We start from the raw sequence: 23472 nt of genomic DNA on the forward strand, positions 1-23472 counted from the left end.
CGCTCAAATCCGCGCCGCGATGCCCCGCTGCGCACGCCGTTGGCTACATGCGTGAAATATCCGGGCTAGTTGCCGGGCAATGCGGGCATGGACTACGCCGGGAGGTGATACCTGGGCCACCAGCAGCGCAAACCAGGGCATGGACATGTAAGCGGGCTGGCTCATACATGCTCCTCACTGCCTGAAGCCTTTAAAAAATTCGACGGAACGGGGGCAGTGTTGGAAAACGCACTAGGGTGCATCTCCCCAGCCTTGGTGGGCGGTGGCCAGCGGCCCAATTTGTTGTCTGGATACAGCACAAAGCGCACGTGGCCACCCGGCTCTCGTCTGACCCCGCGACCTACGGCTTTGGGTGCGTACTTGGCCCAGGCGGCCAGCAGGGCTGCGATGCGTTTTTTAAGGGTGGGGTAATCGGCGGCACTGGCATCGACCAGTGTTTGGGCTGCCTCATCAGCGGTCAGCTTGCGGCGGATGCGCAGCAGATTCCACAGGCGCACGTCCAGCTCCAGCGCATAGGTGCCTTGTGGGGGGCCTCCGGGCATAGCTCGCAGCGCGGCCTTGGTCGCAGCCCACCCGCTCTCGGTCAGCACCCAGACATTGATGGCCCCGATACGCTTGCGCTGGAGCTTGGCATTTTGCAGCTGGACATACCGCCAGGCTGCCATCGTATCCAGGGCCATTTTGGCCACGTTTAAGTTGTAATCAATCTGCTCGGTGTCTGCCCAGCGGCTCAAATCCTGCGCGGTGAAAGTGCGCCCGCGCTGCTTGATGTTGCGAGCCAAAGCGGCAAGGCCTGGAAGAAGAAACCACGGTTTTGGTGCGCTCATGTCTTGCCTCCGCGCTTGACCAAGTGCCCTGTGAAATCGGTGCACAGCGCCTTGCCTTTGACGTGGGTCACGTCCACTTGAGCCCAGTCATTGGCCTCGGCCCACACCTCAATATTGGCAATGGCGTTGAGCAGCAGGCGCATGCGGCCCATGCAGTCACGGTGAATTTGCTCGACCAGGGCCGAGGTCAGCTGCACATCCGACTTGGCTTTACACGTGGCCTGCACATCGGCAAGACTCAGTGGGTGCAGTTGCACGATGCGGGCCACCCGGCTGGCAATGTGGTCGTAGCGCTGGACGATGGCCGGGAAGTTTTCCATGCCGACCAAAAAGACCATCGTGCCTGTCACGTCCGAGATGTCCCGAATAGTTTCCAGCTTGCTGGCCGAGGACATATCCGCCAAATAGTCGGCCTCGTCGATGATCAGCGCCTGCATGCTGACGGCCAGGTGCGCCGTGATACGGTTTTCCACATCCTTGGCCATGCCGCGCACCGACAGGCCCAGTGCAGCGGCGATGTCTTCAAGCATGGCCCTGTTCGTCCACACCTTTTTAGCGCGGATAAAGACGTGGCCGTTTTCACTGGCCCAGCGTTCGGTCAGCTCCGATTTGCCGACACCGTACTTGCCCTGGATGATGACCAGGCTCGCTTCGCGGGCACCCCGGCGGGCGACGATCTTCTCTGCTTCTTTGAGCAGACGAAAGTTTTCAGTTTGCACAAATCCCTTTTTCACTTTACATTTCCCTTTCGTTTTTCATTCGTAAAAACTCGCTCTGTGGTGGTGGCCGCCATCACAGGGCACTCTTAAAAACCGGCAGCGCATCGCCCCCGGCATCCCACCCCATCCCCCTGCTCTCGTAAAAATCCCGCAGATCGGCGTAGCTGTCGCTTTGCACGTAGCGGTCAATCCAGGCGTGGTCGGCATCCGTCCAGCCATCGCGGTGGCGCATCAGCCACTCGTAGCGATCGCTGGGCATGTCAAACATGGGGCGCACTGCAGCAGCTGTCGCGGCCTGGGCCGATACAGGTGTGGCCTGGGGCGTAATGGCGGCCAGCACCACCAGCGGCGCGGCTGGTGCTGGCAAGGCCATGGGCACGTCCATATCCACGGTGGGCCCCAGCTCGCGCAGAGCGGTGTCGATCTGCTGCTCGCGGCGCTTGATGGCAGCGGCCACCCGCTTTTCGCGGGCCATCTGGATGACGGGTTTCGGAAAAAAGTCGATGCGGTTGGCGTTCCACTGCGCCTCGCACACGTATTCCCCGCCCAGCGTGTAAATCAGCACAAAGCTGGGGTCGTGGATGTCGTAGCGCACCGATACCTCGCGCCCATCCACATCCCGGCGCATCAGCTCCGGCGCTTGATAGTGCTGATTGAAAAAAGTCACCTCCCCGCGCTGCGCCGTGCGGATGACGCTGGGCATAAACAGCATCCGCAGCTCCTGCTGCGAGGGCTTGATCTGCATAGCCGGATCAAAAATCTCGGCCCAATACTCGGCAGGCGTCATGTGCTTGCCATCGCTGCGCTTTGGTAAGCTGCGGTGGCGGTGCTGGCCGTTGTATTGCTCCACCATTTCCTGCACACCGTCGATAAATTGCTGCCAGCTGGGCGCTTTTTGGGAGAGCTGAATGACCTGCCCGGTTTGTTCTGAGCGCTTGACCGCCCGCTGCTCTTTGGCCAGCTCGGCAGCTACTTTGCGGAAGGTGCCCGCATCCGCATCCTTGCCCTGGTAGCTGGCAAATTTTCGGGCGGCGTTGATGGCGTGGGTCTGCCAGCTGCGCTCAATTACTCCGTGACCTTGTGGCTTGCCGGGGATGCCCGTGCGGTGCTCAATCCCCAGGCGGGCGCAAAAACCGTCAATCGGGCAATCCATGGCCTTGGCCGTCTCGCCCGCGCCGTTGTCCCCGTACAGGATGGCGCAAATGCCGTGCTGGCCAATAGCGTGGCGCAGGGCATCGCCCACAACGCGCACGTTTTCTGATAGCCCCACCGACCAGCCGACGATCATGCGCGTGGTCGCATCCAACACCACCGTCAGCTCCGGCGCAAAAGGCGCACCGTGATCAGGGTGGCGCACCTTGGCTTTGAATGTGTGGCCGTCAATTACCCACACGTCCAGCGGGTCAAACCCCTCGGTGCTGCGGCGTTTAAACGGTAGCTTGGCGTCACGCTGCGCCCCGCTGTGGCGGGCCTTGAGTAGGGCCACATTGACCTGGGCATCTTTGCCTAGCTTGTCTAGGGCGCGGCGGGCGCGGTCGTACAGCGTGCGCCAGGTGTCAAAGTCCCGGCCCAGCATGCGAGTGGCCTCCTGCGCCGCGCCGGTCAGTTTGCGAAAGCGGGCATCGCGGCTGTGGTACAGACCAAGCACAGCCGCTACATCGTCGGCCACCGTAGGAAAACGCGGGCCAGCCTGGGCGGGCAGCAAGCCCCACCAGCCGTTTTTGTTGTGTTCGGAAACCCAGCGCTCCAGCGTGCGTGCGCTAACCATATCGCCCCGTGCCCGCTGGTTGGCCGTGCGGGCAATGGTTTGCAGCTCTGCCCCTGCTTCGCCCGTCACAAGCTGCGCGGCCAGCAGGGCACAGGCGCGTTTGCTGCCGTGCAGCGGCATCAGCCCTTGCACCAGCGTGACCAGCCGCACACGGGCATCGGCCACCGATTTATCGGCCATGCTGGGCTGGCGGTTGGTGGCCAGGGCAGGCACCACGGCCTGCTGCTGGGGCGCAGGGGCAAAAGAGCGCACAGGGGGCGTATCCACCACGGCCAGGGCCGTGCTGCCTGCGGCGGCAATCTGGCGGGCAGCCAGGGCTGCGCGGGTTTCGGCAGGCAGACTGGTGCTGTCGTATTCACGCCCGCCGCCGACACGGCCTGCACGTGTACGGCTGGTTGCTGCCAGCTGCACCAGCTTTTCACGGGTGCGGCGTTCGCTGCCGGGCATCCCCGGCAGGCCTGCCAGCTCGCGGGCGGTGTGCCAGGTCATACGGCGGCCCTTGCACGTTGGGCTTCGATCTGTGCCCGGCTGCGGCGCAGCGTGATTTGGTTGGGCCAAATTTCTGATACGGGCTTGCCGATGATTTGAGCAATACGGCCTTGTATGCGTTGGCTCTTGATATGCCCACTGATCGCTTGCGAAACAGAAGATGCAGCCACCCCCAATTCATCACACAGCATGGCTGGTGTGGTGCCCGCCATACGCATTGCGGCCTTGATCTGTTCAGGGTGCATTGCTTTGTTATCCTTTGCCTAAGTTGTTAGGTAAATTCACGCCGCGCAAATGTGCGGCGTTGTCTTAGGCATGATTATGGAGAACGATTGTTCTCCTTTCAAGAGATAACCAAGGTGAACAAATGGTTTCTATAGGTGCGCGTTTACGCGAAGAGCGAGAGGCACTTCAGCTATCGCAAGAAGCGTTTGGAACAATTGCTGGGGTAACGAAAAAATCGCAGATCAACTACGAGAAAAACGAACGTTCTCCAGATTCAAACTACCTTGCAGCCATTGCCGCTGCAGGGGCTGATGTGCTGTACATCCTGACGGGTCAGCGCGTAGGCAGCGTTACCACTACGCCTACTTCAGTGCAACCAATTTCAAAAGGTGACCGCATCCTGTTAGACAACTTCCATGCGGCCCCAGAGCAAGTACAGGCCGGGGTAAAGACGGCGCTTGGCGCTTTCGCGCCTGCGGGTGCAGGGGGTAAGCGCAGCAAGGCTGCATAAGGCAGCCAATGATGATCACATCAAGGATTTTTAAAAAATGACTTCTGAGAAAATTGCCGGTGCCAGTAAGACCGAGTGGAAGATTGCGGCGGGTATTTTTGTTTTTTGCCTTGTGCTCATGGTCGTTTTTTTTGCTTCGCGGCCATCACCGGAAGAAACTGCTCGGGCAGCATTCCAGCAAAAGGAAGAAAAGCGCAAGGAAAAGGACGAAAAACGTAAGGAGTACTTGGCTTCAGTTGGACACCCTGATGCCAAGGTCTTAGACGATGCCGCCCTTGAGACGTGTCAGAGGGAGCTAAAGCGGGTCTCCCGCGATCCCGAAACTGCCGTGATTCCAGCCGTTGGGTGGATGCGAGGTAGCGCTGACTGGCGGTTTTTGTGGAACCAGGACTCCCGCATGGTGCGCATGAAAAACGGGCTGGGCCTGGAGGTGGCTTTAAGGGCGCTGTGCGTGGTCGATGAAATGACCGGGAAAATTAAGCTGCTCACGTTGGATGAGCAGGTGCTTATCGCGCCAAATTGATTACTTTGTCAAATGAGGAAGTGGATGGACTCAGCCAAGCAGCCGGCAAAGCAAAAGGCCGCGTGACGCGGCCAGTGACAATCACTGAAAGAAGCACCGCATGAATGCCCCTCAATGCCCATCTTGTAAAGCCCCGCTGGCAAAAATGCCCCAGCGCAAAACCAAGTGCAAAGCGTGTGGCGAGTTCATCTTCATTAAAGACACGCCACGCAATCGCACCAAGCGGTTGATGACCCCGACGCAGGCGGAAGCGGCAGAGCGAGCCTGGGAAGATCACCAAGCCAAGAAGATGCAAAGAGAAGCCGCAGCCCTGTATAAGCAGCACCTCTCTCGGCTAACTGCCGACCTTAAGAAGTACGCCTCTCAAGGATGGCGTAGCGTGCAAGTGTTTGGTGAGAGCGCCAGGACTTGCCCCGTGTGTCGATCGCTTATGGGGCGGGTGCTGCCGGTAACAATACCCGCAGAGGAGATACTTCGCCCAGATTGCCAGAGCCTTGATGAAGGCTCCTATCATTGCGCACCCCTTGCTTCGCCTGCCATAAAAGATGGTTCAGGAAGTGTGCGCTTTGACCGCAGTATCTAGGTTGTGATACCTTAAAAAAGCACCTTCCACCACCCAGGCCGACCTTTGTCGGCCTTATTTTTTTCTACCCCACCCGCGACAGTGCGGGGCATGGCAAATACAGCATCCATTGGCAAAACCGTCCTGCGCTTCGGCATCCCCCTGGTGCTGGGCGGTGCAGGGTATGTGGCCTACATCTCCGGCTACGAAGACGGCCCAGCCCGGCGTGATGGCACGCCGGGGTTCAAGAACGTGGTGTATGCAGACCAGCTTGCGGGCGGCCTGCCCACTGCCTGCCTGGGGCTGACAAAACACGCCAGCCCGGTGCCGGTGGTGCTGGGTGATTACTGGTCGGATGCGCAGTGCCGGGCCGTGGGCAGCCAGGTGCTGGCCACCGGCCAGGCGCAGGTGCTGGGCTGCATCAAGGTGCCCGTTACGCAGCCGGTGCTGGATGCTTTCAGCAGCCATGGCCACAACCACGGGGAGCCGTCCACCTGCGCCAGCCGCGCCATGGGCCTGCTCAATGCCCGCAAATACGAGGCCGCCTGCGATGCACTGGCCCACGGGCCGGACGGCAAAACGCCGGTCTGGAGCTATGTCAAAACGGGGCGCAAAAACACCCAGGGGGCTTGGGAATACCGCTTTGTCCAGGGGCTTTACAACCGCCGCTTGAAAGAGCGCTCCGACTGTCTGGCCGGTGTGGCGCTACTGCGAGCCGAGTACGACTTTGCCACCGAATCCTGGAAAGGGGCGCAGCCATGAGTCCGCGCCTAAATGGATTTCTGCTTGCGGTCGAGCGCTGGCTCGTGGTCGCCCTGCTGCTTTTGTGCCTGACCCTGGCCTGGGCCACCGACCACTACCGTAATCAAGTTATGGCCATGGATGTGCAGCTAGAGCGTCTGAGCGGCGAGATAAAGCGCCAGAACGCCGATGCTGCACAGATCCTGGCCACCCTTACCGCCCAGCGCGACACCGCCCAGACCGCGCTGGATGCCGCTTATCAACTGCAAGAGGTGGCCGATGCCGCAGCACAACAAGAAATTGATCGCCTGCGTGGCGATCTTGAGCAGCGCCCTGTGCGGGTGCGCCTCGTCCCCCAGCCTGCCGCCTGTGGGCCGGGTCGTGGTGGCACCGCAGGTCACGCGCCCGCCGTTGCCGACGCTGGTGCAGCAGACGCTGCCCCGGCCTACGGGCTACTACCAGAAAGCAATACGCGACGCCTTGGAGCAGTAATTGCCGAAGTTGAAACGCTGAACGCGGCCTATGCCTCCTGCCGCGCTCAGTTGATGCACCCCTGATGCACAAAAGAAAGAAGCAAAAGACATGGCAATGGACAAAGACGAGTTGATGCTGCTGGGCAAGATCGACGGCAAGCTGGACGGCATTACCGCCCACTTGACCCAGCAGGACAAGCGCATCGCAGACATGGATGCCCGGTTTGATGCCCGCCTGAATGGCATTGACGAACGCCTGCGTGAAGTGGAGAAAAAAGCCGCAGTGGCCGGTGCCGTCTCCGGCGGTGCAGTGGCTGTGGGCACCGCCCTGGTGGTCGAGGGCATCAAGCAATTCATGCGCGGCGGTGGCGGGCTGGGCAACTGATGGCGCACCCCGCTGAAAAACGCACCCAGCTGCGCGGCCTGTATGTGTTCCAGCGCCTGCCCATGGAGGCGGCCTGTGCCAAGCTGGGCGTGGCCCGCAGCACAGCCAATCGCTGGAAGCAAGAGGCCGCCGCGCAGGGCGACGACTGGGACACGGTGCGCTCTGCCGTGGCGCTGGGCGACGATACCTTTAAAAGCCTTTCGGCCAAGCTGCTCGAAGACTACCTGGTGCAGCACCAGGCCACGATGGACTTGCTGCGCGATGCCAAGGATATGGGGCCGCGCGAGCGGGCCGAAACGCTGGCCAGCATGAGCGACAGCTTCAACAAGACGATGGCCAGCTTCAAGCGCCTGAACCCCGAGCTGGACAAGCAAGCCGTGCAGCTTGACGTTCTGCAGCGCTTTGCATCATTTGCACAGCAGCGGTATCCACAGCACCTGAGTGTGCTGGTGGAGATGCTGGAGCCGTTTGGCCAAGAGCTGGCGAAGGTGCGGTGATGGTGGATACCTGTGTCATCTTTCTTGTCGCGCTGTGGCTTGTTTTTGAGGGCCACTATTTCAAAGCGCTCTTGCTCTTTGTGGCGGTAGCCTGACATGGCAAAAAGCAGTAAAGAATTTCTGGCGGGTCTGACCTCCCTGGCCGACGACCTGCGCCGCCAGATCGACGCGAACATGGACGGCTGGGATGTCACCCCCGCCGCGATTGGCGAGCGCCGCCGCAAGGTGTGCGACCCGGTGACCGGTTTTGAGTATTGGGACAGGCACTATTTTCCCCACTACGGCAAGGCCGAACCGTCCGAGCTGCACAAGTACCTTTACAAGCGCCTGCCGGAGATCATCAACACCCCGGCAGGCCAGCGCGATGCCATTGCCGCGCCGCGTGGCGAGGCCAAGTCCACCAAGATCAGCATGAGCTTTGTGACCTGGTGCCTGGTCACCGGGGCCAAGTGGTACGCCATCATCGTCATGGATGCCTTCGAGCAGGCCGCCGAGATGCTGGAGGCCATCAAGGCCGAGCTGGAAGCCAACCCGCGCATCATGAGCGACTTCCCCGAGGCTGCTGGCCAGGGCAAAATCTGGCGGGCCGGGGTAATCGTCACGGCCAATGGCCGCAAGGTCGAAGCCTTCGGCAGCAGCAAGAAAATCCGGGGCCGCCGGCACGGGGCGCACCGGCCCGACCTGGCGATTTGCGACGACATCGAAAACGACGAAAACGTCAATACCCCCGCGCAGCGCGACAAGCTACAAACCTTCGTCACAAAATCCGTGCTGTCCCTGGGGCCGCCCGATGACAGCATGGATGCCATCTTGGTCGGCACCGTGCTGCACTACGACAGCGTGCTGGCGCGGTTTTTAAAAAACCCGCTGTGGAATCGCAAGGTGTTTAAAGCCATCATCCAGTGGCCCGACCGCATGGACTTGTGGGAGCAATTCGAGGGGCTGCTGCTGGCGGGAGAGACCCCGCAGCAGGGCGAGGCGGCGGCCATGCGGCTCTACCAGGACAACCAGGCCGCCATGGATGCAGGCGCAAAAGTGTCCTGGCCCGCGCTGCGCCCACTAGTCAAACTCATGCTCCGCCGCGCCCGCGAAGGGCATGCGGCGTTTGACAGCGAGCAGCAAAACGACCCCGTGGCCGGGGATGATGCGCCCTTTGCCCACTCCATCCGCTTCTGGGTCAATCGCCTAGACGAGTGGATTTTCTACGGTGCCTGCGACCCCAGCCTGGGCAAAGCGGGCAACAGCCGCGACCCCAGCGCCATCGGCGTAGGCGGCTACAACCGCGAGACTGGCGTGATGGACGTGGTCGAGGCGGTGATAAAGAAGCGCGTGCCCGACCGCATCATCAGCGACGTGATTGAGATGCAGCGAGAGTATTGCTGCATCGTCTGGGGCTTTGAGAGCGTCCAGTTTCAGGAGTTTTTGCGCACTGAGCTGGTCAAGCGCAGCGCCAAGCTGGGCGTTCCCGTACCCGCCCGCGCCCTGATTCCGACCAGCGACAAGCTGCTGCGCATCGAAAGCCTGCAGCCGCACATGCACAACGGGCTGCTGCGCCTGCATTCCAGTCAGACCACGCTGATTGACCAGTTTCGTCACTTCCCCAAAGCCGACCACGACGATGGCCCCGACATGGTGCAGATGCTCTACATGCTGTGCGTCACCGGCGGTATCGCCGCAGCGGCCCAGGGCGGCAACACCACCCCCCACCACAACCAATCCGCCCGCGAGCGCTATGCCCGCCAAGTCAAGCGGATGTTTCGGAGACCCTCATGACCAACGACCAAGTGACTTTGTACGCCATTCAGGGCGTTATCCGCGACCTACCAGAGTTTCAGCGCCAGGGCGTGTACCTGGCCGCCGCCAAGCTGCGCGAAGTGCTGCAGGCGCACAACGACCACGGCCTGTTGGCCTTTGCCCTGGTGGGTGCCGAGCTGCAGGTGGAGGGTAAATCGTGAGCTGGATTGACCGCGCTAAAACTGCCCTTGGGCTAGCCCCGGCCCAGTCGCCCGCACCGGCCACCCAGCCCCTGCGCGAAGCCGCCAGCGCCCAAGGCCACAGCAATGACGATGGCTGGCGGCGCTTGACCGGCGACGGCCTGGGCGGCATGAATGACCGCGACTTGGCCCCGATGGCGCAAGAGCGCATGCAAAAGCTGGCCGAATACCTGTGGCAAACCAACCTGCTGGCCAACCGGCTGGTGGAGCTGCCCCTGGCCTACCTACTGGCCGAGGGCGTGACGCTGCAATGTGTTGATGACGAGCATCAAAAAAAGTTGAACGCATTTTGGGCCGACCCCATCAACAACTGGCCATTAAAGATAGAGGGCCGCGTGCGTGCCTTGGGCCTGCTGGGCGAGCAGTGTTTTGTCGCCCACGTGCGCGAGGGCGACGGCTTTGTACGTCTGGGCTACCTTGACCCTCGGCAAATTGCCCAGGTTGTGAACGACCCCGATAACCCCGAGCAGCCCATCGGCGTGATTACCAAGCGTGACAGCAAAGGGCGGCACTACAAATACCGGGTGATCGTGCTGGGCGAAGATGCTGAATTGTTCAGCGCCCGTACCGCAGAAATCCGCGCCAAGGACTTTACGGATGGTGACTGCCTGCTGTACCAGGTCAATAAATTCCCCAATGGCACCCGGGGCCGCTCTGACCTGCTGGGGCAAATGGACTGGCTGGATGCCTACGACGGCTTTTTGTTTGCCGAACTCGACCGCATCGACTACCTACGCCGTTTTGTCTGGGACGTGACCCTGACCGGGGCGGACGATGCCACGGTCAAAAAGTTTGAGCGCGAGTTTGTGCCGCCAGAACCCAACAGCAGCTTTGTGCATAACGACCAGGTCAAGCTGGAGCCCAAATCCCCCAGCCTGCAAGCCGCAGACACCAGTGCCAGCGCCCGGCTGCTGCGCAACCACGTGTTGGGCGGTGCCACCGTGCCAGAGCATTGGTTTGGCGGCGGCGGCGATGTCAACCGTGCGGCCGCCAGCGAAATGGGCGAGCCCACGTTCAAGATGTATTCGATGCGCCAGGCGTTTTTAAAGCGGATGCTCGAAGAGATTGGGCGCTACGTGCTGCTCTGCCATGCTCGCACTCAGGGCGTTACCCCTGATTGGGCCGCGGATGAGTGGCAGGTCACGGCGGTATTCCCGGAACTGCTCAACCGCGATGTGACCAAATTTGCCTCTGCCATGCAGTCGGTAGTCTCGGCAGTGATCCAGATGATCGAGGCCGGCCTTTTGACCGAGGAGACTGCCCTCAAAATCGTGGCCGACGTGGCCCAGCGCTTCGGCCAAGACTTTGATGCCAAGGCCGAGCTGGCCGACGCGCGTGAAGAGGCCGCGCAGCGCCAGGCCGAGCGCGATGCCCGCGATATCTACCGCAGCCAAGATGGCTTGAGCGATGGGCCGCAAGACTGATCCGCTGCCCCAGGCAGACAAGCCGGACGCGGCCTTCGATGCGGAAATCGCCCGCCACCTGCGCGAGCGCGGGCGGCTGCTGCTGGCCGGGCAAACCGGCGTGCTGGAAATTCTTAAAGCCGCCCGCACCGAAATCCTGGCCACTCTTGCGGGTCTGCCGCCCGACTGGCAGCAGTGGCACTTGGCACGGCTGCTGAGGCAGATTGAAGACGTGCTGGCAGGGGCCACGGGCAAGGCCGGGGCGCTGTTTGAAGGGCGCATGCAAGATGCCTGGGAGCTGGGCGTGGCCACCGTGGACAAGCCCCTGGCCACCATCGGCCACGCCGTGGAGCTGCGCCTAGTGCAGCTGGACGTGCGCCAGCTCCTGCAGATGAAAGCCTTTGGCACGCTGCGCCTCAAAGACGTGGGCCAGGAAGCCGCAGGCAAGATAGGCCGCCAGCTCGGGCTGGTGACCATCGGTGCGCAGACACCGTACCAGGCCATCCAGGCCGTGCAAAAGTTGCTGGCGACAGAATCACCCGCCCGCGCGACGATGATCGTGCAGGCTGAAGTGGCCCGTGCCTTTGCCGTAGCGGGCAGCGACCGGCTGCACCAGGCCGCCGAGATCGTGCCCGGCCTGGGCAAGCAATGGCGGCGCAGCGGCAAAATTCATAGCCGCTGGTACCACGACATCATGGACGGGCAGGTGGTGGATGCCAGCAAACCCTTCAAGGTGCCCAACCCCGGCGGCGGCACCACTTTGATGCAGTGCCCGCATGACCCAAAAGCGCCGCCAGAGCAGATCATCCGCTGCGGCTGCATCAGCCTGCCATGGATGAAACACTGGAAAGTCTCCACCCCTGGAGCCAAGCCATTTACCGAGCTGGAGCTGAAATTAGACGGGCGCAAAGCCGCGCTGGACCAAGCTGCCAAGCGTGCCGGGCGGCGGCAAGAGGGCGCAAACCGCCCCCCGGCGGCAACCAGCTAAACTATGGCCGCAGCCCGTATTGCAAAAAAGCCCGCTACGGCACACGAATCGCCTAGCCAGCGCCTACCCCCTGCCTTTACAAATACAAGCGCACACGCGAAGATTTAAACGGGGTTTAAACATAGACCCGCGCAGGCGCAAGCCTCGCCGCGCCGAGGTGCGCTAAAAACCTCCGCGCCACCCTCTCGGGCCGACCCCTGGCAGCCTCAGTTTTTTTTGACTCCTCGGCGAAAGTCGCTCCATCCCAATCCCGATGGAGAGACAGCAGATGGCAGATGCCAAAATCACCGATAAACCCCTGACCGCTGCCGAGGCGGCCAAGCGTGTGCAGTGCGCCGCCGATGAGGTGCTGGCCTGGCGCGACTACGGCACGCACGTGGTCGTAGTCACCAAGGCCGGGCAAAAGCTCTCCAGCCTTGAGCCAGTGGCTGCGGCTGCGGGCAAGGGCAAATAAGCCATGCGGGTCAAATGCATCCCCCCTGGCAGCGGCTTTGCCCGCCTGACTGAGGCCGTCACCACCGAGTACGGCCAGCTCCTGGACTTGGTGCGCCAGGCCATCCGCGACAAGCTGCGCCTGTCGGCCAATGGCGGCGACTTTTACGCTGACGTGCGTGGCATCTGGCCCGATCGCGTAGTCGTGCAATACAAGGGGCGGCTGTACAGCTACCCCTACACCTTGACCTTCGATAACACCGTGGCCCTGGGCGAGGCGCAGGAAGTGGTGGCGGACTATGCCCCTGTGGGCACTGCCCCTGCCCCCGTGCGCGAGGCAGAGGCTGCTTTCCGCGAAGCGGCCGACGGCAGCATCGAAGTGACGCTGATCCGCGCAGGCCGCAGCGGCAACCGCAACTATTACCCCGATGCCGCGCTGCGCGAAGCCGCCCCCATGTTTGAAGGTGTGCGCGTGTTTGCCAAAAGCGATGCCGAGCACATCGCAGGCAAGGGCAAGGACGTGCGCAACCTGATCGGCGGCATCTACAGCGTGCGCTTTATCGAGGGCACCGTGCCCGATAGCGGCGCACTGGTGGGCACGTTTAAAGCCATCGACCCCAGCGATGCCGCTGTCACCAAGATGGTCGAGGCCGTCAAGCGCGGCATGCAGTCCCTGCTGGGTCTGTCGATTGACGCGGATGCCCGCACCCGCACCCGCAAAGCCGGGGCAGAAAAGCTGCGCGAGGCGGTGCGCTTCGTAAAAGTGCATTCCGTCGATCTGATCGTCGAGCCAGGCGCAGGCGGCGGCCTGGATCGCCTGACCGAAGCTGCCGCCGATCCCGATTTCCCTCCCCCTACCCCTGAATCTGAACAAGGAAGCCAAGCCATGCCCCTGTGGAAACAACGCATGTTGGAGGCCGTCAAGGCCAAAGACCCGGCCAAACATGCCGCAGTCAATTTTGAAACGATCACCGACGATGAGGTGGTCAATCTGCACGAAGCCGTTTGCGGCCCGCTGGTGCCCGCCGCTGATAGCAGTGTTAGCAATACCCAGCGCGTGACCGAAGCCCATGGTGACAGCACTCCCTTGACCCGCGCTGACCTGGCCGTGTTCGAGCTGCGCGGCGTAGCCCGCGAGCGCATTGGCGCGGCCCAACTGCCTCAGGCCAGCAAAGAACGCCTACTGGCCCAGGTGGCCACGGCGGGCGCTGACCGCTTGACTGAGGCGGCAGTGGCCCAGCTCATCAAAGACGAAGGCGGCTACGTGGCCCGCCTGACCGAAAGCGGTGCGGTGCGCGTCCCCATGTTTGGCCAAGGCTCCATCCAGGTGGGCGACCGCAGCCTGACCATGCGCGACATGCTGGATGCTTTTTGGGACCCTGGTCACAAAGACCATGGCCGCGTGCAGTCCATCAAGGAATGCTACGTAGAGATGACCGGCGACCGCCAGGTCACAGGCCGCTTGCGCGAGTGCGACCAGTCGCGCATGGCCGAGTCGCTGGGCAGCAACTCCTTTGCCGAGGTGCTGGGCGACAGTATTACCCGCCGCATGCTGGACGATTACCGTGCGGCTGTGGACTTTGACGGCTGGCGGCAGTTGGTGAGTGTGGTGCCGCTCAATGACTTTCGCGTGCAGCACCGCACCCGCTGGGGCGGCTATGGTGACCTGCCTGCCGTGGCTGAGGGCGCTGATTACCAGCCCCTGGGCAGCCCGACCGATGAAGAAGCCACCTACCGCGCCACCAAGCGCGGCGGCACTGAAGACGTGACGCTGGAGATGATCAAGAACGACGACGTGGGCGTAATTCGGCGCATCCCGGGCAAGCTCTCGCGGGCGGCCAAGCGCACTCTGGCCAAGTTTGTTTTTGACTTTTTGCGTAACAACCAGGCCATTTATGACGGCAAGGCGCTGTTCCACGCCGATCACGGCAACCTGTTCACCGCTGCGCTGGACAAAACCGCCTTGGCCGCGCACCGCCTGGCCATGCTCAAGCAGACGGAGATGGACAGCAACGATCGCATCGGCATCACCCCCACCCGCCTGATCGTGCCGGTGGAGCTGCAAGAGGCGGCGGTGGACTTGTTCAAGTTGGCCACGAACAACGAAAAAACCTTTATTCAGACGCTGACGATGAACATCATCCCGGTCTGGTACTGGACGGATGCCAATGACTGGTGCACGGCGGCTGACCCGCTGGACATCCCCGGAATTGAAATGGGCTTCCTGGACGGCAAGGAAGAGCCGGAGCTTTTCGTGCAGGACTCGCCCACGCTGGGCAGCATGTTCGCCGCCGACAAGCTGACCTACAAAATTCGGCACATCTACGGCGGCGCAGTGACGGACTTCCGCGCCTTTACCAAAGCCGTGGTGGCCTGATGAGCAACGCAGCCCTGCTCGATGCGCTCGGCGGCCTGGTCACTGACCTGGTCGCCGATCAGGAAGAGACCCTGAGCGCCGATACCCGCAGCCGTGCCATCGAGCAGGCGCTGCTGCGCTACAGCGCCGATCTGGCCCTGCCTGATGGCGGGCCGGTCGATGTCCCACTGGCGCACCGCTTGCCGGTGGCCCAGTGGGCAGCCAGCCTGCTGTGCATGCAGCTGTCTACCCGCTACAGCGGCGAGCGCGAAAGTGCCCTGGGGGTCGATGTGGCCCGCACGCAAACCCGCGCCCAAGCCTATGCCGCCCGAGCGGCAGAGTACCGCCGGGCGTACTACGCAGGCACGGGTCTGGCCGACCAACTCAACCCCAGCGCCGCCCCCAGCCTGGGCGCAGCGGCGGCGGTGGTCAGCTGGCCCCGGCGCAACCCGCGCCATAACTTGGTGCGCCGGGGAGCCGAGATATGAATTTGTCTATCAGTATTGCGGGCCTGGATGCCTTGGAGCGCGGCATGCGCGAGGCACCGCACTACAGCGGCTTGGTGCTGACCGGCGCTATGCGCGAGGCCTCGCTGCTGGCCCAGCGGGAATGGCAGGAAAACATGCCCCGTGGTGCCACCGGCCTGACGGCGGGCAGCATTCACAGCGACGTTTCCAGCACTCCCGCCGGGGTACTGGGCGTGGTGGGCAGCAGCCAGCCCAGCGCCGTTTGGGTGGAGTTGGGCACCAGGCCGCACATGCCGCCTTCGGAGGCGCTGCAACCCTGGGTGCGGGCCGTGCTGGGCATCAGCGATCCAAAAGAGGTGCGCAACGTAGCGTTCTTGGTGGCCCGAAAAATTGCACGCAAAGGCACCCCCGCCCAACGCCCCATGGCGCGAGCCGTAAAGGCGACCCAGGGGCAAATCATCGCCATTTTTGAGCGTGCCGCCGCGCAAGTTGGGGCGCACCTTGCCGGAGGGAACGTCGAATGAGCGTTTTAGAAGCCCATCGCGCGGCCATCGTAGCCACTTTATCTGCCGTACCGGAGATTGGCGTGGTGCATGACCGTGAGCGCTATGCATCCAGTAATGCCGATTTTGCGCGGCTGTACACCTTTAAACCCGCTGCGGGTCAGCAGCATATCCGTGGCTGGTGGGTGCGCCGCAGTGCTACACAAGAGCGCGGCCACTTGCTCGGCCCGCGCTATGAGCAGACTCATACCTGGACAGTGCGTGGTTTTTTGAGCTTTAACGATGCGCAGGCCAGCGAAATTGTTTTGGATAGCCTGGTTGAGCATTTCCGCGCTGCAGTGCGTGCCGACCTGACTCTGGGCGGCATCTGCCAGCCCCCACCGAGTCCTGAGCAGGGGGGGGATGGCGTGCAGGTTGTCGAGGTCGGCCCTGTCCATTTTGCTGGGGCGCTGTGCCACAGCGTTCTTCTCCAACTTAATACCTGGAGCCTTCAATGAGCCATACCCAACCCCTGCCCGCCACCGGCGGCACCTACAACCGCACCCCGGCCAAGCCTGCCCCCGCAGCCCCAGCCCCCGCGCCCACCCCTAAAAAACCCAAGGAGTAAGCCCCATGGCCCGCCTTATTCGCAAAACCGCCATCCTGGCCAAGCTGGAAGCCACCTACGGCCAGGCCGCTGTGCCCAATGGCGCAACCGATGCGATGCTGATTTCTGACGCAACCATCGACTACCAATACAAAAACGTGCCCCGCGCCCTGCTGCGCCCCTACCTGGGGGGCAGTGAAGAGCTGGTGGGCACCCGCACCGTGCAAATGAGCTTTACCGTCGAGCTGGCCGGTAGCGGCACCGCAGGCACTGCCCCTGCCTGGGGCACGCTGCTGCGTGCCAGCGCCATGGCTGAGACGGTGGTGGCAGGCGTGTGCGTGGAATACAACCCTGTCAGCGGCGGTATGGAAAGCTGCACCATGGATTACAGCCTTGACGGCGTGCGCTACCGCGCCGTGGGCTGCCGGGGCACCGCCAGCCTGGGCCTGGGCGAGGGTGAACGCCCCACGCTTAAATTTGCCTTCACCGGCCTGGATGCCGGGGCCGTGACTGCGACTGACCCCAGTGTGAACTTTGCCGCCTGGCAAATCCCCCACGTGGTCACCAACGCCAACAGTGCAGGCGTGCTGCTGGGCTGCACCTACCTGGACGGCGCATTTACCGGCGGCACGGCCTACCCCAGCCGGGGCTTGTCGGTGGAGCTGGGCCAGGGCGTGCAGCACATCCCCCTGCTGGGGCGCGAGTCGGTGGAGATTACCGAGCGCGATACCAAGGGCAGCTTGCAGCTGGATTTGACGGCTGCCCAGGTGGTGGACTTTATGACCGCCATCAACGCCAACACCCCCACCAGCCTGGGCTTTACCCACGGCACGCAGGCGGGCCACCAGGTGCTGGTGTTTGCCCCCAGCGTGCAGCGCATCAACCCCAAGGTAGATGACTTCAATGGCACGGCCTTGTTGGGCATGGACTTGCGCCTGCTGCCCACCACGCTGGGCAATGACGAGATTCGCATCATCGCGGCCTGATTTTTAAACCCCTGATTCATTTTTTTAAACGAGGAAACCACCATGGCTTTTCAGCTGATCGAACGCAACACCGTCGCCGTCACCATCAAAGGCATCCTGAACGATGCCACCACCGGCCAGCCCCAGCCCTTTGACTTTGTGCTGCACTGCCAGCGCATGGATGTGCCAGCCCTGCAAGCGGCCCTGGCCAACAAAGAGCGCAGCGTGCGCGACTTTTTACAAAGCGTGGCCCAAGGCTGGGCGGGCGTGCAGGGGATGGACGGCAGCACCCTGCCTTTTAGCCCAGAGGCTTTTGAGCAAATGCTCAACCTGCCCGGCCTGGAGCAGCTGGCCTTTGATGCCTACCTGGCACAGCAGGGCGCACGCGCAAAAAACTAGCGGCCATTGCCCGCGCCTGGGCGCGTGGGCAGTTGGCCAGCCCCCACCCCCGCGTCCAGGACGAAGACCATGCACCCACCAGCACTGCTGCAGACGATGAACTGGCCCAAGCCCTGGCCAGCTTTGGCCTGCTGCCTCCCACGGCTGTGGGGGTTGGCGCTGGCGATGTTGATGGCCATGAGCGCCAGCTGTGGCTGTGGCCCGACAACCGCCCCGCGTGGGAGCTGTGGCTTGCGGTGCAAACCCAGTGGCGCGTGGGTATGGCGGGTGCAACGGGGCTGGATTACAGCGCGGTGGCGGCCGTTATGCACATGCAGGGCACACCGCGCAAAGAGCGCTCTGAATTACTGACGCTGCTGCGCGTTATGGAAGCCGAGGTTTTAGAGGTGTGGGGCAAGCAGAGAAAGTGAGCGCATTAATCACCGAAGAGGGCGCGGAACATCCACCAGGCACCCCACAGCCCCCCGGCCACCATCGCCCACCCCAGCACCACCCCGCCTGCCGTTGGTAGGCCGGTGAGCAAGAAGAAGGCGAACAGGGCCAAGGCCGCTTTAAAGAATAGAGACACCATTCAGGGAATGTAAGGCACATGGCAACGACGCACAACATTGGCATTCGACTTTCGTTGGATGCAACATCCGTCACGCGCCAAGCGCCAGAAGCTGGCCAAAGGCTGCAAGCCATTGGCAATCAAGCGCAGCAAGGTGCAGCGCAAGCTACCCAGGCATTGGCGCGGGTGCAAATGTCTGTCGCTGATTTGGCCAAGGGGGCCATCGGCCTGGGTGCGATTGGTGCAGCCCTGCAAGGCATCAGCGCCGGTATTACCGCCTTGCCGCGCAACGCCTTTAACTATGCCAAAGATTTAGAGGCCAGCCAACTGGGCATGGCGGGCATCTTGTCAAGCATGACAGCCATCAACGGCAAGCAGTTGCAGCTGCATGCTGCGCTGCAGCTGTCCAGCCAATATATCCGCAAGCTCAATGACGATGCGTTGCGCACAGCGGCCACTAGCCAAGAATTGACGGCAGTCTTCCAGGCGCTGCTGGCCCCGGGCCTGGCCGCAAAAATGAGCATGGACGAAATCCGCCAGCTCACCGTGGTGGGCACCAATGCGGTTAAAAGCATGGGCCTGGATGCCACCCAGGTGGTGCAGGAGCTGCGTGACCTGGTGGCTGGCGGCATTACCCCGGCCAGCAGCACGTTGGCGACGGCCCTGGGATTGAAGGACAGCGACATTGCTGCTGCAAAAGCCAGCAGTGAGGGCTTGTTTAATTTCTTGATGGAAAGAATGCGCGGCTTTGAGGCCAGCAGCGCCGTCTTTAACGAAACCATCAAAGGCCGCCTAGATAGCATCCAAGAAGGGGCGACCCGTGTCGCGGCAGAAGGCTTCTCTCCGCTGATTGCAGCAGCCAAGGAGGCATTGGGAGAGGTGTCGCAGGTATTTGTTGAGATTGACAAGGCCAGCGGCAGCGTCAATCTCAATGAAAACCTGGTGGCCAACCTGCGCAGTGCCAGCCAAATGGCGCTGACCGCTGGGCAGGCCATGCAAAGCGCCGCAGGCATGGTTTATGAGTATCGGGGTGCGTTGCTCACCCTGGGCCAAGCCTACGCACTGATCAAAATCGGCAGCTTTGTGGCCGGTATAGCCCAAGCCACCCAGGCCAAGATCGAAGGACTCCAAGCCAGCCGCCTGGCCACCGTGCAAGCCGCAGCCGAGGCCGCAGGCAACACCCAGGTGGCGCAAACCTCGCGTCAAAAAACAGCGGCTTACATAGCCGAGCTGCAATCCAATGTGGCCCTGGCCCGCGCAGGTGTGGCCGCGCAAGAAGCGCGAGCACATGCAGAGCGGGTAGCACAGGCGGCCCAGCTGGCAACGCTGGAGACGGCCCATGCCGCCATCATTGCCGCGCGTGCAGATGTGGTCGCCAAGGTCAATGCCACACGTGCCACCATGGCGCAGGCGCAAGCGCAAATTGCCGCCGCGCGTGCAGCTGGTGCGCAAAGCATGGCGCTGGCCCTGGTGCGCGAAGGTACGCAAACGCTCATGGCCGCGCAGGCACGCCATGCCGCACTGACCAATGAGTTGGCCACCCTGGGAAGGCAGCAAGCAGGGGTCAATGCCAGTATTGCCGCTGCCACCACTGCGCAAGCGGCGGCTGTCACTGCGGCTACCAAAGCGCAAGCGGCTGCCAAGGCCGAGGCGACGGCGGCGACCAACCGCCTGGATGCCGCGCAAAAAGCGGCCAGCGTCTCGGTCCGTGCCTTTGGCAGCGTAGTGGGGATGTTGGGCGGGCCGGTGGGTGTCGCGATCACAGCCTTGACTGCGTTGGCCGCCGCATTTTTTAGCGCCCAGCGGGCCGCAGAGCAGGCAGCGCTGGTCAAGCTATCCGTAGATCGGGCCGCCGCTGGCAAGGCTGAAAACGAGGACATCGCCCGCATACGCGGGCAGCTGTCGCAGCTTAAGCAAGAGCGCGATGAGCTGCTTGTCGAGCGGAAAACGGGCATTTTCGCCGGCATTTTTAGCGATCGCCAGATCGGGATCGCCTCAGAGTTAAAGACAAAAGAAGCAGATATTAAGCGCCTGGATGCGGTTTTGAAGACCGCCGAGCAGACTGCTCAAAGCGCGGCAGATGCCGCAGGCAATGGTCTGACTCTGACCGTGGAAGGTGCCCGTCAAGCGTTTAATAAAACGCTGGAAGGGGTGAACACCAAAAGCAGCATCCTGGACGATTTCAATAAAAAACTGCAGGCCAGCCGCGATGCTTATAAAGCGTTGGTGGCCACCGGGGCCGATGAGAGTGCCCTGGCTGATGCCCGCGCCCGCATGGCCGAGTACGAAACCGCCCTGACCACCGAGCGCGACAAGGCGTTAAAAAACCTCACCGCAGGCACTGCTCAGGCAGGCGCGGCCATGGCCCAGGCCAACAAACTGGCCGTTGAAGATGTGCAGCGCAGCGCCGCCGCGATGCTGGGCAGCTACGAAGATGCCGACGCGGTGCTGTCTGCCATGCGCAGCGCCGGGCTGATTGGCGAGCAGGAGTATTACCAGACCAAGATTGGCTACCTGCAAGATGAGGCAAAAATCCGCATCCAAGCGCTCAAGGATGAAAACACCCTTTTAGCCAGCCAGGCCCAGGGCAAGGCTAAAAGCCTGGAGGCCGAGCGCCAAATTGCCAAAAACCGTGCCGAAATCGCCCGCATTGAGCAGCAGACCCTCACAAAAACCACCGTCCTGACGGTCGAGGCCGCCGCCAAGCGCAACCAAGAGGCGCAGGCAGTAGAAGAGCAAGTAGCCAAGCTGCGCGAAGAAGTGCAGGCCCGCGAGCTGGCCACGGCCGGCAACATCAGCCAGGCCCAGGCGCTGGAGCAACTGCGCCTGGCCCGCCTGGCTGAAGCGCTGGCCCAGGCCAAGTCCAGAGGTGCAAGTGCAGAGGAAATTGCCGCCATCGAGCGCGAAATCGCTGCCCGCAAAGAGTTGCTGCAAGTTATGGATGGCGATGCCGCACGCCTGGCCAACGCCAAAGCCGCCGAAGAGGCCGCCAAAGACTGGGAGCGCACCTCTAAAACCATTGGCGACACCCTTGCCGACTACATCATGGGCGGGGGCAAGAATGCGGCGCAGTATTTGAAACGGCTTTTTAGCACCCTGGTGCTGCAGCCCATGGTGCAGCTGGTAGTGGGTAGCGTATTTGGCCTGGGCGGTGCCGGGGCGGCGGCCGGGCAAGTGGGGCAGCTTGGGCAGCTGGGCAACCTTGCCTCTGGGTTTAACAACTTGGTGAGCGCCTTCGGCAAGGGCGCGGCCGGTGCGGCCAGCTCGGTCATTGGTAAGGCCGTGCCTTGGCTGTACGACGCGGGCTTTAAGTCTGTGGCGCAAGGGCTGGGGGCCTTTCAGGCGGGCATGGCAAGCCAGCAAAGCATTGCAGCATTTACCTCTTCTCTGAAGGCTGGTGGTGCGCAAATGGCCGGGGCCATCGCTGGCGCGGTCATGAACGGCTTTGCCGGGTACGGTATCAGCAAGCTGATTTCTGGCGGCTACGAAGTCAATAAGTACGTGAACAAGATTGCTGGCATTGCCAGTGCCATCCCCGGCGTTGGATTGATTGCCGGGGTGATTGGCGGCGCAATCAATCGGCTTTTTGGCCGCAAGCTTAAAGACACCGGCATCGAGGGCACCTTTGGCGGCGAAGCCGGTTTTGTTGGCAACACCTACGAATACTATAAAGGCGGCGTGTTTCGCAGCAGCAAAACAAAGCGCAATCCGCTGGATGAGGCCACCCGTAAAGAGTTTGCCGACTACTACACAGGGATGGTTGTCGGCACAAAAAGCATGGGTGATGTTTTAGGTCTGGACAGTAGCGCCCTGGACAGCTACACCACAAAAATCAAAATCAGCCTAAAGGGCCTCAAGCCCGAAGAGCAAGAAGCAAAGATTGCCCAAGAATTCAGCCGCATCCAAAATGAACTTGCTCAACAGGTGATTGGTACTTGGGTGACAAACCCTATTGTTGAGGAGGCGAAAGAGCTTTTTGAGCGTAGCAAAAAGCTTGGTCTTGGGGGTGTCTTGGGTACAAGCAATGTCGGGAGTGAGGGTGGAGATGGTGTGCAGGAAAGTGAGGAGATTAAGCAGCTGAGGTCTGATATTGAGGCTTTCTTCAAGGCCAATAGCCTTGGCATGGGTTTGTTGTCAGGTCTCAAACTTCAGCAGATTGCCAGCGGCAATGTAAGTGCGTACAGCCCGTCTGAGTACGCACTTGAGGGAGAGAAAGCCTTTGATACTTTGGTCAGACTAGCCACTAGTCTGACAACGGTCAATGCTGTGCTTGAAGAGCTGAACGGTACTCTGTATGCAGGCAGCCTTGCGGGCGCTGATATGGCCTACAAGCTGTCGGAGCTTTTTGGCGGCATGGAGGGCTTTACTGCAGCCACCAGCAGCTTTTACGAGAGCTTTTTCACAGCCGACGAGCAGCGCAGCAAGCTGCAAGCCAAGCTCAGCGAAGCCTTTAGCGCGGTGGATTTGACCCTGCCCGATATTGATGCCAGCAACGCCCGTGAGCAGTACCGCGCCCTGGCTGATGCGCAAGACCTGACTACAGAAAGCGGCCGCGCCGCATGGGCCGTCATCATGCAGCTGGGCGAAGCATTTGCCAGCATCACCCCCAGCATTGAAGATGCCGCCCAAGCCCTGCAACAAGCGGCCGCTGCTGCCGTGGACGATGCCCTGCGGGCCCTGCAATCTGCTGTGGATGCCCAGCGCAAAATCCACAGCGCCCGCATCAGCGCCTTGCAAGAGAGCGCCGCCGCTGCCAAAGCGCTATTTGATCTGCTGGCCCGCCATATCGACGACCTGCGCGGCAACGTCCAATCCACGGCAAACATGGCCGCGCTGCAGGGCCAGCGCACCATTGACCAGGCCATCAGCGCTTACCGCGCCACCGGCTACCTGCCCGAAGCCGCCGACATTGGCAGCGCTGCCGAGGCGGCCCGCAGCGGCTTGCAGTCTGAGCGCTACGGCAATCGCCTGGATTTTGAGGCCGACCAGCTCGTTTTGGCTAACAAACTGCAAACCCTGCAAGCCGCAGCGGGCAAGCAGCTAACCCGGATATTTCACCGTAGTAGAGCCACAAACGAGTACGGCATTGCCCTTGTGTGCCCGAAAATC

26 protein-coding genes are annotated in these 23472 nt (G+C 61.9%); 20 read left to right on the forward strand and 6 right to left on the reverse strand.

All coding sequences use genetic code 11. The features are described 5' to 3' along the window. Positions 1-3: 3 nt before the first annotated feature. From ACFO24_RS11190 to ACFO24_RS11210, 5 genes are all read right to left on the reverse strand, one after another. Positions 4-165, reverse strand: a complete 162-nt coding sequence (locus tag ACFO24_RS11190) for a hypothetical protein (RefSeq protein ID WP_377738414.1) — start codon at positions 163-165, stop codon at positions 4-6. Beyond that, complete coding sequence (locus ACFO24_RS11195) at positions 162-782, reverse strand: hypothetical protein (RefSeq protein WP_377738415.1); 621 nt, start codon at positions 780-782, stop codon at positions 162-164. The genes ACFO24_RS11190 and ACFO24_RS11195 overlap by 4 nt, the downstream gene beginning before the upstream one ends. Before the next feature lie 41 nt (positions 783-823). Next, a complete protein-coding gene (locus ACFO24_RS11200) occupies positions 824-1546 on the reverse strand; it encodes an AAA family ATPase (RefSeq protein WP_341352939.1) in 723 nt (240 codons plus the stop codon). A 73-nt stretch (positions 1547-1619) separates the two neighbouring features. Continuing rightward, the gene (locus ACFO24_RS11205; protein WP_377738416.1) at positions 1620-3803 is read right to left on the reverse strand and encodes a Mu transposase C-terminal domain-containing protein; all 2184 of its coding nucleotides are present in this window, start codon (positions 3801-3803) and stop codon (positions 1620-1622) included. Continuing rightward, entirely contained in the window at positions 3800-4048 is a 249-nt protein-coding gene (locus ACFO24_RS11210) for a helix-turn-helix domain-containing protein (protein ID WP_377738417.1), read from the reverse strand. The genes ACFO24_RS11205 and ACFO24_RS11210 overlap by 4 nt, the downstream gene beginning before the upstream one ends. Positions 4049-4170: 122 nt before the next feature. On the opposite strand from ACFO24_RS11210, the gene ACFO24_RS11215 reads away from it, so the two are divergent. The 19 genes from ACFO24_RS11215 (at position 4171) to ACFO24_RS11305 (ending at position 18223) form a co-directional block, all read left to right on the forward strand. After that, positions 4171-4539 carry a helix-turn-helix domain-containing protein gene (locus tag ACFO24_RS11215; protein WP_377738418.1) on the forward strand — a complete coding sequence of 123 codons (369 nt, stop codon included), beginning with the start codon at positions 4171-4173 and terminating at the stop codon, positions 4537-4539. Positions 4540-4576: 37 nt separating this feature from the next. Then, entirely contained in the window at positions 4577-5062 is a 486-nt protein-coding gene (locus ACFO24_RS11220) for a hypothetical protein (protein ID WP_377738419.1), read from the forward strand. A gap of 100 nt (positions 5063-5162) precedes the next feature. Beyond that, positions 5163-5645 (forward strand): hypothetical protein, encoded by a 483-nt coding sequence (locus ACFO24_RS11225; RefSeq protein ID WP_377738420.1) that lies wholly within the window; start codon positions 5163-5165, stop codon positions 5643-5645. A 90-nt stretch (positions 5646-5735) separates the two neighbouring features. After that, positions 5736-6386, forward strand: a complete 651-nt coding sequence (locus tag ACFO24_RS11230) for a lysozyme (protein ID WP_377738421.1) — start codon at positions 5736-5738, stop codon at positions 6384-6386. Then, entirely contained in the window at positions 6383-6922 is a 540-nt protein-coding gene (locus ACFO24_RS11235) for a hypothetical protein (protein ID WP_377738422.1), read from the forward strand. Before ACFO24_RS11230 ends, ACFO24_RS11235 begins: the two co-directional genes overlap by 4 nt. A 25-nt stretch (positions 6923-6947) precedes the next feature. Next, a complete protein-coding gene (locus ACFO24_RS11240; RefSeq protein ID WP_377738423.1) occupies positions 6948-7223 on the forward strand; it encodes a hypothetical protein in 276 nt (91 codons plus the stop codon). Beyond that, positions 7223-7720 (forward strand): DUF1804 family protein, encoded by a 498-nt coding sequence (locus ACFO24_RS11245; protein WP_377738424.1) that lies wholly within the window; start codon positions 7223-7225, stop codon positions 7718-7720. The genes ACFO24_RS11240 and ACFO24_RS11245 overlap by 1 nt, the downstream gene beginning before the upstream one ends. A gap of 96 nt (positions 7721-7816) precedes the next feature. Then, entirely contained in the window at positions 7817-9493 is a 1677-nt protein-coding gene (terL, locus tag ACFO24_RS11250; RefSeq protein WP_377738425.1) for a phage terminase large subunit, read from the forward strand. Continuing rightward, positions 9490-9675 carry a hypothetical protein gene (locus tag ACFO24_RS11255; protein ID WP_377738426.1) on the forward strand — a complete coding sequence of 62 codons (186 nt, stop codon included), beginning with the start codon at positions 9490-9492 and terminating at the stop codon, positions 9673-9675. The genes terL and ACFO24_RS11255 overlap by 4 nt, the downstream gene beginning before the upstream one ends. Continuing rightward, entirely contained in the window at positions 9672-11138 is a 1467-nt protein-coding gene (locus tag ACFO24_RS11260; RefSeq protein ID WP_377738427.1) for a phage portal protein, read from the forward strand. The genes ACFO24_RS11255 and ACFO24_RS11260 overlap by 4 nt, the downstream gene beginning before the upstream one ends. After that, positions 11122-12105 carry a hypothetical protein gene (locus ACFO24_RS11265; RefSeq protein ID WP_377738429.1) on the forward strand — a complete coding sequence of 328 codons (984 nt, stop codon included), beginning with the start codon at positions 11122-11124 and terminating at the stop codon, positions 12103-12105. The genes ACFO24_RS11260 and ACFO24_RS11265 overlap by 17 nt, the downstream gene beginning before the upstream one ends. 268 nt (positions 12106-12373) lie before the next feature. After that, on the forward strand, positions 12374-12559 hold the full coding sequence (locus ACFO24_RS11270) for a hypothetical protein (protein WP_377738430.1): 186 nt from the start codon (positions 12374-12376) through the stop codon (positions 12557-12559). 3 nt (positions 12560-12562) lie between these two features. Then, positions 12563-14914, forward strand: a complete 2352-nt coding sequence (locus tag ACFO24_RS11275; protein ID WP_377738431.1) for a phage major capsid protein — start codon at positions 12563-12565, stop codon at positions 14912-14914. Next, on the forward strand, positions 14914-15381 hold the full coding sequence (locus ACFO24_RS11280; RefSeq protein WP_377738433.1) for a hypothetical protein: 468 nt from the start codon (positions 14914-14916) through the stop codon (positions 15379-15381). Before ACFO24_RS11275 ends, ACFO24_RS11280 begins: the two co-directional genes overlap by 1 nt. After that, the gene (locus tag ACFO24_RS11285) at positions 15378-15884 is read left to right on the forward strand and encodes a hypothetical protein (protein ID WP_377738434.1); all 507 of its coding nucleotides are present in this window, start codon (positions 15378-15380) and stop codon (positions 15882-15884) included. The genes ACFO24_RS11280 and ACFO24_RS11285 overlap by 4 nt, the downstream gene beginning before the upstream one ends. Beyond that, positions 15881-16360, forward strand: coding sequence for a hypothetical protein (locus ACFO24_RS11290; RefSeq protein WP_377738435.1), 480 nt, complete (start codon positions 15881-15883; stop codon positions 16358-16360). Before ACFO24_RS11285 ends, ACFO24_RS11290 begins: the two co-directional genes overlap by 4 nt. Positions 16361-16475: 115 nt before the next feature. Next, on the forward strand, positions 16476-17435 hold the full coding sequence (locus ACFO24_RS11295) for a phage tail tube protein (RefSeq protein ID WP_377738436.1): 960 nt from the start codon (positions 16476-16478) through the stop codon (positions 17433-17435). A 42-nt stretch (positions 17436-17477) separates the two neighbouring features. After that, on the forward strand, positions 17478-17813 hold the full coding sequence (locus ACFO24_RS11300) for a hypothetical protein (RefSeq protein ID WP_377738437.1): 336 nt from the start codon (positions 17478-17480) through the stop codon (positions 17811-17813). A 32-nt stretch (positions 17814-17845) separates the two neighbouring features. Next, the gene (locus ACFO24_RS11305; protein ID WP_377738438.1) at positions 17846-18223 is read left to right on the forward strand and encodes a DUF1799 domain-containing protein; all 378 of its coding nucleotides are present in this window, start codon (positions 17846-17848) and stop codon (positions 18221-18223) included. Between the two features lie 5 nt (positions 18224-18228). Here ACFO24_RS11305 and ACFO24_RS11310 read toward each other — a convergent pair whose 3' ends face one another. Next, positions 18229-18384 carry a hypothetical protein gene (locus ACFO24_RS11310; protein ID WP_377738439.1) on the reverse strand — a complete coding sequence of 52 codons (156 nt, stop codon included), beginning with the start codon at positions 18382-18384 and terminating at the stop codon, positions 18229-18231. Positions 18385-18402: 18 nt separating this feature from the next. On the opposite strand from ACFO24_RS11310, the gene ACFO24_RS11315 reads away from it, so the two are divergent. Then, positions 18403-23472 (forward strand): hypothetical protein (locus tag ACFO24_RS11315; protein ID WP_377738440.1); only part of this gene is annotated, 5070 nt, incomplete at its 3' end.

Source organism: Comamonas denitrificans, assembly GCF_042654745.1.
GTDB lineage: Bacteria > Pseudomonadota > Gammaproteobacteria > Burkholderiales > Burkholderiaceae_C > Comamonas > Comamonas denitrificans.